Origin of the sequence: Bacillus sp. J33 (assembly GCF_000518885.1) — a bacterium.
GTDB lineage: Bacteria > Bacillota > Bacilli > Bacillales > Cytobacillaceae > Cytobacillus.
Genome location: NZ_JAEL01000142.1, coordinates 1 through 10,875 on the forward strand (window position 1 = coordinate 1; position 10,875 = coordinate 10,875).

Annotated in this window: 12 protein-coding genes; 9 read left to right on the plus strand and 3 right to left on the minus strand. The window is 39.4% G+C overall.

Annotation, left to right across the window (positions count from 1 at the left end):
* Nucleotides 1-270: 270 nt before the first annotated feature.
* Both L634_RS0126720 and L634_RS0126725 read right to left on the minus strand, forming a co-directional pair.
* Complete coding sequence (locus L634_RS0126720) at nt 271-1,173, minus strand: selenium metabolism-associated LysR family transcriptional regulator (RefSeq protein WP_026585053.1); 903 nt, start codon at nt 1,171-1,173, stop codon at nt 271-273.
* A 68-nt stretch (nt 1,174-1,241) separates the two neighbouring features.
* On the minus strand, nt 1,242-2,288 hold the full coding sequence (locus tag L634_RS0126725) for a putative sulfate exporter family transporter (RefSeq protein ID WP_026585054.1): 1,047 nt from the start codon (nt 2,286-2,288) through the stop codon (nt 1,242-1,244).
* A 301-nt stretch (nt 2,289-2,589) separates the two neighbouring features.
* On the opposite strand from L634_RS0126725, the gene L634_RS0126730 reads away from it, so the two are divergent.
* The 9 genes from L634_RS0126730 (at nt 2,590) to L634_RS0126770 (ending at nt 9,553) form a co-directional block, all read left to right on the plus strand.
* Nucleotides 2,590-3,774 carry a MalY/PatB family protein gene (locus L634_RS0126730; protein ID WP_026585055.1) on the plus strand — a complete coding sequence of 395 codons (1,185 nt, stop codon included), beginning with the start codon at nt 2,590-2,592 and terminating at the stop codon, nt 3,772-3,774.
* Between the two features lie 160 nt (nt 3,775-3,934).
* Nucleotides 3,935-5,380, plus strand: a complete 1,446-nt coding sequence (locus L634_RS0126735; protein WP_026585056.1) for a sigma-54 interaction domain-containing protein — start codon at nt 3,935-3,937, stop codon at nt 5,378-5,380.
* 73 nt (nt 5,381-5,453) lie between these two features.
* A complete protein-coding gene (locus L634_RS34735) occupies nt 5,454-5,585 on the plus strand; it encodes a hypothetical protein (RefSeq protein WP_269521773.1) in 132 nt (43 codons plus the stop codon).
* A gap of 282 nt (nt 5,586-5,867) precedes the next feature.
* Complete coding sequence (locus L634_RS0126745) at nt 5,868-6,608, plus strand: hypothetical protein (protein WP_051428427.1); 741 nt, start codon at nt 5,868-5,870, stop codon at nt 6,606-6,608.
* Nucleotides 6,609-7,073: a membrane protein gene (locus L634_RS0126750; RefSeq protein WP_026585058.1), complete on the plus strand. Its 465-nt coding sequence runs from the start codon at nt 6,609-6,611 to the stop codon at nt 7,071-7,073.
* Between the two features lie 367 nt (nt 7,074-7,440).
* Nucleotides 7,441-8,136, plus strand: coding sequence for a YetF domain-containing protein (locus L634_RS0126755; protein WP_026585059.1), 696 nt, complete (start codon nt 7,441-7,443; stop codon nt 8,134-8,136).
* A 71-nt stretch (nt 8,137-8,207) separates the two neighbouring features.
* Entirely contained in the window at nt 8,208-8,324 is a 117-nt protein-coding gene (locus tag L634_RS31850; RefSeq protein ID WP_034263306.1) for a hypothetical protein, read from the plus strand.
* Nucleotides 8,325-8,491: 167 nt separating this feature from the next.
* Nucleotides 8,492-9,250 carry a TraR/DksA C4-type zinc finger protein gene (locus tag L634_RS0126765; RefSeq protein ID WP_026585060.1) on the plus strand — a complete coding sequence of 253 codons (759 nt, stop codon included), beginning with the start codon at nt 8,492-8,494 and terminating at the stop codon, nt 9,248-9,250.
* 48 nt (nt 9,251-9,298) lie between these two features.
* Complete coding sequence (locus L634_RS0126770; protein ID WP_026585061.1) at nt 9,299-9,553, plus strand: hypothetical protein; 255 nt, start codon at nt 9,299-9,301, stop codon at nt 9,551-9,553.
* Nucleotides 9,554-9,603: 50 nt separating this feature from the next.
* Here the strand turns inward: L634_RS0126770 and L634_RS0126775 are convergent, their stop codons facing one another.
* Nucleotides 9,604-10,353 (minus strand): YqcI/YcgG family protein, encoded by a 750-nt coding sequence (locus L634_RS0126775; RefSeq protein WP_026585062.1) that lies wholly within the window; start codon nt 10,351-10,353, stop codon nt 9,604-9,606.
* Nucleotides 10,354-10,875 lie beyond the last annotated feature (522 nt).

Here is a 10,875-nt window from a genome sequence, read left to right on the forward strand (position 1 = left end):
TCTTGATAATCATTGTAACATATGGGTAAGCCGTATGCCTTAGTAGGGCACGTGCGGTTTGATAAGGGGGAAGCCATGAGAATGGTTTCCCTACTTTATTTATTTGAGGTATTTCATCGATAAAATATATTTTATTATTAAGCAATCAGAGAAAAGTAAATGAGGCTGCTAGTAGCGATACTGACAGTCAAACAGCCATAAAAATAGATGCTTAATGATAAATGAAAGAAAGCTCAGAGCATATGAACTCTGAGCTTTCTTATGTCTTCCTTAATGATAGATATCTCCTTGTTTTTGATGAATGAATTCTATTAATTTTCTGCTGGTTTGTTTTAGCGCTTCCTCATGGAAAATCATATAAAAATCACGGTTCAGTGTGATGCCTTCAATATTTAATTGCTGTAACGTCTGGAGCTTAAGTTCTTTTTTAACAGCGGATTTTGAAATAATAGAGATTCCCAATCCTGCTTCTACACAGGACTTTATTGCTTCGGTGTGTTTCAGTTCCATAATGACATTCAATTTAGATGCATCCACATGGCATTTTCTTAATGTATCTTCCATCACTTGTCTTGTTCCTGAACCTTTTTCACGAATGATAAAAGGGATTTCCAGTAGTTCCTCAACGGTAATGTCAGTTGATTTTAAGAATTTATTTTGAGGAGAGGCTATAATGATCAGTTCATCTTTTGCAAATGGGACCTGTTTTAAAGCTGGATAGGAGAGCATAGATTCAATAAATCCTAAATTGATTTCATGATTTAGCAGTTTTTCTACAATTTGACCTGAATTGTAAACTTTTAAATGTAATTTTACTTTAGGATATAAATTGGAAAAATCAGCTAATAAAAAGGGGAGAATATGCTCCCCGATTGTTAAGCTGGCCCCTACCTTTAAGTCTCCATGTATTACTCTCTTTAGCTGTTCAATCTCATTTTGCGTTTCATTCATTAATGCTATTAACTTTTTTACTTTGTTATATAGGATTTCTCCTGCGGGAGTTAAAGAGATTTTTTTGGTGGTCCTTTCAAACAGCTGGCAATCCCATTTTTCTTCGAGATGCTTAATTTGGAGGCTAACACTAGATTGAGAGAGGTGAAGGTCCTTAGCGGTTTGGGAAAAACTTTTATTGTTGGCTGTCACATAAAATACCTTTAAATAGTCAAGATTCATGAGAATCCTCCTTCAATCAATTCCTTGTCCATATATTTCTATTGTAATCGTTACCAATGATTTTTATATTACCCAATCCTAAATATTAAGAGTAGAAGAGGGGTTATAGCAAGAAGGCCAAAAAAACCGAGAACAGCTGTTGCTACTGGTTTAATGCCTATTTGAACAAAGTCAGTCCATTTAATATTAAGTCCCAATCCTGCCATTCCCATTGCCAGCAGGTAGGTGCTAAGCAATAAAAGAATGCTGATGATGCTGCCGGGAATAGAAAAAAGAGTATTTACAAGGCTGGTAAAAAGAAATCCGAAAATAAACCAGGGTACTGGAAATTTATTTAAATCACTGCTTTTATTGGCCCTTTTTCTGTTATAAACAAAGCTGAGAATTAGAGCCACTGGGATAAGCAATAGCACCCTCCCGAGCTTTACGAGAATTGCAGCATCACTGCTGGCATCCCCGCCTGGAACTCCTGCAGCTACGACATGGGCAAGTTCATGCAAAGTTGCTCCTGCCAATACACCATATTCCTGTTCGCTTATAGGCAAAAAAGGAAATAAAACGATATAAAAAATGGCGCCGATTGTACCCAAAACGGCAATACATGAAACGGCAACCGCGGTTTGCTCTTCCTTGCATTTTACAATAGGAGCTATCGCAATAATGGCAGCCGCTCCACAAATGGCTGTACCTGCCGCTAATAAGGCAGCCAGTTTTTTATTGATTCTAAAAGCTTTTCCTAAAAGTAAGATAAAACTCATAGTAAACACTATTACGACAACATCAATCATCATAATAGAAAAGCCGGCAGAAAAAATTTCCTGTAAATTAAGTCTAAAGCCCAGTAAAATAATCCCTGCACGAAGTAAAACCTTGCTGCTGAATGTTACACCTGCTTGTGCATCTGCAGGTACAGAAAGCGTATTTCCCCATATGCCTCCCAGCAGAATGGACAGGATCATGATTCCCAAGATTGAAAAGAACGGAAGATTGGCTATTTGGCCAGCCAGAACCGCCAAGAAAATAGTCAGTAATATTCCTTTCCCAAATCCGAGTGCTTTTTTCCTTTTTTTTGATTCTTCGTATATATATTGAATTTTTTGAGCCTCCACAGCCATTCCCCTTTTGTTCATTTGTTGCCTTAAACGTACCATATAAAAGAGGAACCTCTTCACCGATTGTTTAATAGGGCTTATTGGATTTCTTAATGACCAATTTTTAGGTTAAGCTCTTTGCTATTTTTTATTTATATATTTGACATGAATGAACTATCAGATATGCGAAAGAAATTCCTACCCTTGCAAAAATATTTCTATTAATAATATTGAAAGTCCCTATAACAGCTGTACTGACTGCAGCATTTAGATTGGCATGGAATTTGCAATCATATCCTGAAAAAACAAGCAAGGAGAGATAAATATGAAATATAATTTTGATCAGCATATCCATCGTCTAAATACAGGAAGTGAAAAATGGGACAATCTCGAGGATCAATTCGGCAGAAAGAATGTTATCCCCATGTGGGTGGCTGATATGGATTTCCAATCAGCAAAGCCAGTTATTGAAGCATTAAAGGAGCGGGTGGAGCATGGTGTGTTTGGATACTGCATCCGCACAGATGCCTATTTGGAATCCATCGTTGGATGGCTTAAGAAAAGACATCAGTGGGCTATTGAACAGGATTGGATTAGTCATAGCCCTGGAGTCATTCCGGCTCTCTCGCTAGCGATTCAGTCCTATACCCAGCCAGGGGATAAGATTGTCATCCAGCCTCCTGTTTATCATCATTTTTCCCGTGTAATCAAGGCGAATGGCCGTCAGATTGTGAATAATCCGCTCGTTTTAAAAAACGGACGGTATTCTATGGATCTAGATGACTTAATTACGAAGCTTGATCCTACAGTGAAAATGCTGATCCTGTGCAGCCCTCATAATCCTGTGGGAAGGGTATGGAGCAAAGATGAATTATCAAGGCTTGGAGAAATATGTTTGAAAAATGATATTTTGATTGTGGCGGATGAAGTTCACTTTGATTTTGTGTACAAACCTCATGGACACATACCTTTAGCATCCATAACAGATGAGTTGGCCAGCCGTTCACTGACTTTTATTGCGCCAAGTAAAACATTTAACCTTATGGGGCTGCAGACAGCAAGTGTGATTATACCTAATCCGGAATTACGTCAACAATTTAATCAGGGATTAGAGGTATTATCGATAAGTGCGCCAAATATTTTTGGATCAGCAGGCCTGGAGGCCGCTTACCGGCATGGAGAGGAATGGCTCGATCAGCTGCTGGAGTATTTGCATGATAATCTGGAATATACAGTGGAATATTTCCAAAAGTATATCCCGCAAATTAGAATCATACAGCCTGAGGGAACATACCTTATCTGGCTGGATTGCAGGGAGCTGGGGCTGTCTGCTCTAAAATTGAATGAATTAATGCTGGATACAGCCAGAATAGCCATGAATAATGGCGATATTTTTGGCAAAGAAGGGGAAGGTTTTATGCGTCTAAATATCGCCTGTCCCCGATCAATGCTGAAAAAAGCTTTAAGCCAATTAGAAATGGCTGTAAACTCCTTATTCATAAAACTTTAATTTGAATTATAATAAGGGTATCTATCATTCATTTTTTTTAAAAGGCTGTTTTTAAAGTTTGTTCATTTTCAGGCAGCTAACTTAGTTAATCAACGGGGAGAATTTTTAAGGTTAAAACAACCATTTAAGAGAAAGCCTTTTAAAAATATGGGAGGCCAGCATGGAAGGGTTCATTGCAATACAGGATTTTATTCAGGATTATGCAGAGAACATGGCAGAAATTCTGGGCCTGGATATTACTGTCCTTGACGAAAACGGATATCGGATTTGCGGTACAGGTTACTATAAGGAGTTTATTGGAAAGGCAGCGCCGGAAGGCTCCTTTTTTAATATGATACTGGAAAAAGGAAAGCCGGGAATCATTAACAATGTAAAGAAAGTTGACTCACAGTGCAGGAGCTGCAAGTTCGTCAATCAATGCAAGGAGCTGGCTACGATCGGGTTTCCTATTATTAAGGACAATAAACCAATTGGTGTGATCGGCATGGTTGGTTTTTCAAACGAACAAAAGGAAAAGATCGTGAAAGAATCAGACAAGCTTTTTCAGTTCCTAAGGAATATCAGTTTCTTGCTGGCTAATAAAATTTCAATGCCTTTACCCAAAAAAGAGGCAGGCTGCAAGATTCAAGAAGAGTGCACTCATACAGAAAATACGATTTCTTTTAATAATATTCTAGGCGGAGACTCAGGTCTTCAGGATGTGATCCAAAAAGCAAAACGGATTGTGAATAGTCCATCGACGGTCCTCCTAAGAGGAGAAAGCGGGACTGGAAAGGAATTGCTTGCTAAAGCGATTCATTATGAAAGCGAACGCGGAAAGGAGCCCTTTGTAGCTGTTAATTGCGCTGCTATTCCAGAAGCTTTATTGGAAAGCGAGCTCTTTGGCTATGAAGGCGGAGCTTTCACTGGATCAAGAAGGGAAGGAAAGATGGGGAAATTTGAATTAGCAAAGAACGGAACCATTTTCCTGGATGAGATCGGGGATATGCCTCTTTCCCTGCAGCCGAAACTGCTGCGTGTATTGCAGGAGCGGGAGTTTGAAAGAGTTGGCGGAAAAAAAGCAATCAAAATGAATGTCCGTGTGATAGCTGCAACCCATCGAAACCTCGAAGAAATGGTGCAAAATGGCACATTCCGGGAGGATTTATATTACCGTCTGAACGTGATTCCTCTTCGGATACGGCCGCTCCGGGAGCGGAAAGAAGACATTACCCTGTATCTGGAGCATTTTATCCATAAATACAGCAATCTGCTGAAGAGGGGGCGGCTGAGTCTTGATCCTTTGCTTAATGAATCCCTTGTCCACTGCGAATGGCCAGGGAATATCCGGCAGCTGGAAAACGCAGTTGAATACATGGTAAACATGGCTGAATCAGATATGATTGGTTTTGATGATTTACCCGAATATTTGATCCAGAATAATGAGATTCCTCTAGAGAATAAAGCCGTTAGCTTGGAAGAGCGGTTATATGAATATGAGAAGCAAGTCATTCAAAGCTATTTGGAGGATAAAGCCTTCCAAAATGATAAAGAAAAAATGGCGCAAGAGCTGAAAATAAGCCTTTCAACTCTTTATCGAAAGCTTGATAAATATCAGTTGTGCTAGGAACTCTCAGGAACATAATAAGTTTGCAGGTTTTTTCAAATGAGGTTATTTTCATAGCAAGCATTATGACTATATGGATGAAGACTTAGCAGAAATGGCGAAAAACGTAAGGCTCGGAGCAGGTATGGATAAAGGTACTGAAATGGGAGCGTACGCTCTAGATCATTACACAGAAGTAAAATGTGTTTGGGTAAACCTTAAATAGGGATAATAATCTTCAAAGGACTTGGATACTTCCAAGTCCTTTACTTTTGCAGAATGAACAAAAATTGAAGATCAGCTTTTTTGTTTGCAATTGCGAAGTGAAGGGTATGCAGGGGGTTTTTCAGGATAGATTGGATGATATATTTTATTCGTTTCTTTCCAAAAGTGATTGTATGAAACAAACTGTTTTGATAGAAAATACCAGTAAGGATTTTCGAATGCAGGGGGTGGGTGAGTGCGCCATACTTACAAAATAAAGAAACCTGCTAAAAAGCTTTCTCACATGAGTATCTATGGCACTACGCAAATCCATTTGCGCAATCCTTATGTAATTGCCTTGTGGTCAGTTGTTTTCCCGGGATTCGGTCATCTCCTTCTGAACAAGTATTTGCGGGGATTTTCGCTAGTGTTATGGGAGCTTGTCATTAACCAGATGATTAAGCTGAATTCTGCGATGGTATATTCATTCATTGGGGAGATTGATAAAGCGAAGGAAGTATTGGATGTCAGGTATATGCATATGTATATTCCTGTTTATTTGTTTGCGATTTGGGACAGTTATCGTTCCACAGTGGATATGAACCATATTTATTTATTGAACGAAAAAGATGCTGCACCTGTAGAGAAAACAGTTATTAAGCCGTTTGAAATCAATTATCTTGATAAAAGAAAACCGATTGCTGCATTTCTATGGTCGATGACAATTCCAGGTGTGGGACAATTATATATCCATCGAATCTTTTCTGCATTTTTCACACTGGTAATGACGGTTGTCCTTATACATTTTTCTCATTTTATTGAAGGTTTTCATTATCTCTTGATTGGGGATATTCAAAAATCCAAAAGCGTATTAAATATGCAGTGGCTTCTTTATTTGCCATCCTTTTATTTTTTTACGATTTATGATTCATATATGAATGCTGTGGAAAATAATAAATTGTATGATGCCGAGCAAAAGCGTCACTTACGGAAGTATTATCAATCGAAATCATTCACAATTAAGAAAGGCGTTAAGGTGGAATAGATGCAAGTTTTTGCTACATTTGACCATTCACCCTATCTCGAACAGGCAATAAGAAATCTTGAGAAACAAGGGATCAAGGATATTTTTGCTGTCCCTTTGGATAATCGTACCGAAGATTTGAAAATGTTTGATTCGATTCACAGTTCGGATGGAATAACCCTGATTAATAAAGGGATGGTGCTAGCTGTTATGTTCTCAGTGCTTGGTGCCAGCAGGGGATTCATCCTTGAATGGGGACCGATCTATTGGGGATTAATTGGAGCAGGCAGCGGCTTTCTTTTAGGCTTTATCATTGATTTGGTTCTTGTCAAAATAAAGAACATTAAGCGGCCTCTGAAGGGGAAAAAATCAGAGGTTATTCTCATCATTGAATGCAAGGAAGAAGAGGGTAAGCAAGTTGAAACGATTTTATGGGATCACTTGGCGCTTGGAGTGGCGAGGGTAAAAGGTTCAGGAGAGGAATAGCTATTAACCATTTTGGATCCGATGGCATGAATAGTTTTGGAAGTGCAGAAAGGGTTTGCCGGTCCGTATTGTGGAAAGTGAATAACCTTTAGGAAGATTTTGACTGCTGACCGAATGGGGAAAGCGAAGTGGCCTGTTATCTATTCTGTTCGCGTTTTCAGAAAGTCATTGAATGTTCTAAGGAAAAAGCGTCAAATTTGACTTTGAGAGATGGTAAACGATATTTCTTTTTTAAAATAATATTCATACCTAGAATACTCCTTCCTTATTAGGCCTTCACTAGAATGCAGTCTAAGGTAAAACAAAAGGCATTTTAGTTGGCCCTTGTAACACTGCAGGTTCTTCGATAAGACTTGGAGGTCACAACATGACAGTAACCGAGGTAATTCTTCGTGTCACCATTGCTTTTTTAGGACTATTTCTTTTAGCAAGACTAATGGGGCGCAAAGAAATTAGCCAAATGACATTTTTTAACTGGACATCGGCCATTGGGATTGGTTCAATCACTGCGAACCTTGCTGTTAATCAAAATTTAAGCATTCGGAATGGAGTTATCGCTTTAGTCATTTGGACCCTCTATACTTTGATAATGGGTTTTATAGATATTAAATCCAAACTAGGAAGGAGAGTCACAACCGGTGATCCTTTGGTTGTCATTAAAGATGGAAAGATTATGGAAAGTGCTCTCAAAAAATCTCGGCTTGACTTGGATGAACTGCAGGCTTTATTACGGCAGAAAAGTGTTTTTTCACTTAAGGAAGTGGATTACGCAATTTTAGAAACAAGCGGATACCTGTCTGTTTTAAAAAATGAAAGCCAGCTGCCAGTTACTAAAAGCGACATAGGCGGATTCAGTCCAAAAACATCTATATTTCCATTGGCAACAGAAGTCATTTCAGATGGAAAGGTGATTGAAGAAAATCTTTCTAAGCTAAATCTGAACCAAACCTGGCTTGAGCAGGAGCTGAAAAAAGAAAATATTCAATCAGTCAGTGATGTGTTATATGCACAAGTCCAGCAGGATGGAATTCTCTATGTTGATAAAAGAGAGGATTTCCATTAAAGCAGATTTGAATGGGGTTATTTAGCTGTGGGTACATTAAGATTTAGCATAAACCAAGGTGGTGAAATTTGATGGCGAAAAAGGGGATTCAAAACTCGAGTATGGAACAAATTCAAAAAGATCATGAAACGGAGACTGCCTTTCAGGTTGATAACCCTAAAAAAGGAAAGACCAGAAAAGGTAAATAATTGGGGGTGAGAAGAAACGAAGGTGTGTTCCTTTGGTTCTTCTTTTTTTAACTTAGGCAGCGGCAGAGTCCATAAAATGGCTTAAACGGAATAAATACCTCCTCATTTCTTTTCTTAAATGCAAAATACTAATAAAGAAAACGTCACTTAAGAAGGAATGATATAAAATGCCGCTAACGACAAAGCAAATAGCTGACTTCCGATCAGCCTTGATTGATATGAAAGAAAACATAAATAAGAGACAAGATGCTAATGACGAATTTGATTTGAAATCAGATTTTTTTCATGAATCCATGGGGGAGTTATCAAGTTATGATAACCATCCCGGTGATGAGGGTACAGAATTATTTGAGCGCGAAAAAGATATTGCCCTGCACCAGCATTTGGATTACGAACTGGAAAAAATTGAAGCAGCCCTTGCTGCCATTGAAAAAGGGACATATGGCAAGTGCATTACCTGTAATAAGGAAATTCCTTTGGAGAGACTGGAAGCTGTTCCGGAAACACTTTATTGCAAGGAGCATTCTCCTGACCAGACTGTTTCAACAAATCGTCCCATTGAAGAGGGCGTATTAATGCCTCCGTTTGGCAAATTCGATATGGATGAACAGGATGAGAATATTGCCTATGATGCAGAAGACTCCTGGCAGGAAGTGGCCAAATGGGGAACCTCAGAAACACCATCCGATTTAGCTGTTCCTTCTGAACATTATAATGACACCTACATTGAATATGACGAAAATGTAGGATATGTTGAGGATTACGAAAACTTTGTAGGCAATGATATGTATGGAAAAAATATAAAGGTGTATCCGAATGACCAGCATGAAAAGTATGAAGAAAGCCTTGATGAAGAAGAGATTATGACTGCATTTGGCGACTTGCCGGCTTTTGAGCATGATCCATATGTAGATGATGATCAATAATTTTTCTCCGTCAAAAACTGTTTAGTAAATCCGAAGGAGAGGACTTAGATGGAACAATCCTTAAATTATGTACGGGAGATTCTATCTGCCCATACTGAAAATGATGCAGTTGGAAGAAGGCTATATAAAAGGCTATCGGACCATGATTTTAAATCAGAGCAAGTTTTTGCCTGGAACCTGACCCAAGAAGAAAGCAATTACCTTAATCAAATTCTTGAGGAAGCAATCGAATATTCCAAGCAGGAACAGGATGAAGAAAGAGCCCGCCAGCTGAATGAGGTTTATGAGCAATTGTTTGTTTAATGTAAGAGAGAACAGATTTGGATTCTGTTCTCTTTTTTACACTATGTTTATTACGTTTTTCTGGCAATTCTCAATAATCTATGGAAAGGGCACTTCGATAAAGTGGTGTCATCGTCCCTTAAGAAATACTGTTTCCATTCAAAATTATCTTCAGATCCATAGCTTTTTAGATCAGGGTGAATCGGAATGCTATCATATTTTTCAAGCCGCTTTCGCACTTTGGATATAATTTTGCGTGCAGTGGATTGTTTTTTCATAAATTCTTTTAGAACCCAGCGCGGTGTAATGGCAAGCATTATGCAGTCAAAATGGCGGCTCTGGCGGTATTGATGGGCTGGAGTAGCGCAATACATAAAATACTTTTCACCATGAAAGCAAAACTCCCACATTGGATCATGCGGGTCCTTCGGAATATCCTTTGGCCATTCCAGTTCATCCATCTTACTTAAGCTGGTCAGGTGCTGCCAAAACAGCTCCTCAAATTGTTCCACAGTATGAGAACCTTTCAAATCATCAGGGGTTTTATAAAAGACAATAAGGGAAGTGTAATTTCCAAACGCTTTTGAGTTCTTGGTGAATTCCTTCAACAGGGCTGCCACTTCTGAGATGGACGCAGATTCCCTTGGGTCATCTGCAAACCCATACCGAAGATGATTATTGGCAAATCCGATGGTTGCCGGAATGCACGGGAAGGGTTTGTCTTTATCTGACATTTTAGCCTGGAAGCTCTCCAGCGCTCTTACTTTCCACTCTTCTAGCCTGTGCAAGCCGGAGGAATTAGCTGTATATAAAATGCTGATTATGATCACCCCCTCATAACTCCTACAATATATTCAAAGCGGGATAAGGCATGTGAGTGTCCATTGGGAAAATGGGCGGGCAGCGCGGGGACTCAGGGTTTTGCCATGGAGGTCATGAGTCCGGAAATCGGTGAGAGGATTTGAAGAAGGTCGCCATGGAGAGTTTATGAGTCCGGAAACCGTTGAGCGGATTGGAAAAAGGTCGTCATGGAGGGGTCATGAGTCCGGAAACCGTTGAGCGATTAAGAAAAAGGTCGTTATGGAGAGTTCATGAGTTTGGAAACCGTTGAGCGGATTGGAAAAAGGTCGTCATGGAGAGTTCATGAGTCCGAAAACCGTTGAGCGGATTGGAGAAAGGTCGTTATGGAGGTTTCATGAGTCCGGAAACCGTTGAGCGGATTGGAAAAAGGTCGTCATGGAGGGGTCATGAGTCCGGAAACCGTTGAGCGGATTGGAAAAAGGTCGTCATGGAGGTTTCATGAGTCCGGAAACCGTTGAGCGGATTGGAAAAAGGTCGTCATG

What these genes read in the sequence shown, in the direction of transcription:
- L634_RS0126720 (WP_026585053.1), bottom strand. Translation starts at nt 1,173, where the DNA reads ATGAATCTTGACTATTTAAAGGTATTTTATGTGACAGCCAACAATAAA.
- L634_RS0126725 (WP_026585054.1), bottom strand. Translation starts at nt 2,288, where the DNA reads ATGGCTGTGGAGGCTCAAAAAATTCAATATATATACGAAGAATCAAAA.
- L634_RS0126730 (WP_026585055.1), top strand. Translation starts at nt 2,590, where the DNA reads ATGAAATATAATTTTGATCAGCATATCCATCGTCTAAATACAGGAAGT.
- L634_RS0126735 (WP_026585056.1), top strand. Translation starts at nt 3,935, where the DNA reads ATGGAAGGGTTCATTGCAATACAGGATTTTATTCAGGATTATGCAGAG.
- L634_RS34735 (WP_269521773.1), top strand. Translation starts at nt 5,454, where the DNA reads ATGGATGAAGACTTAGCAGAAATGGCGAAAAACGTAAGGCTCGGAGCA.
- L634_RS0126745 (WP_051428427.1), top strand. Translation starts at nt 5,868, where the DNA reads ATGAGTATCTATGGCACTACGCAAATCCATTTGCGCAATCCTTATGTA.
- L634_RS0126750 (WP_026585058.1), top strand. Translation starts at nt 6,609, where the DNA reads ATGCAAGTTTTTGCTACATTTGACCATTCACCCTATCTCGAACAGGCA.
- L634_RS0126755 (WP_026585059.1), top strand. Translation starts at nt 7,441, where the DNA reads ATGACAGTAACCGAGGTAATTCTTCGTGTCACCATTGCTTTTTTAGGA.
- L634_RS31850 (WP_034263306.1), top strand. Translation starts at nt 8,208, where the DNA reads ATGGCGAAAAAGGGGATTCAAAACTCGAGTATGGAACAAATTCAAAAA.
- L634_RS0126765 (WP_026585060.1), top strand. Translation starts at nt 8,492, where the DNA reads ATGCCGCTAACGACAAAGCAAATAGCTGACTTCCGATCAGCCTTGATT.
- L634_RS0126770 (WP_026585061.1), top strand. Translation starts at nt 9,299, where the DNA reads ATGGAACAATCCTTAAATTATGTACGGGAGATTCTATCTGCCCATACT.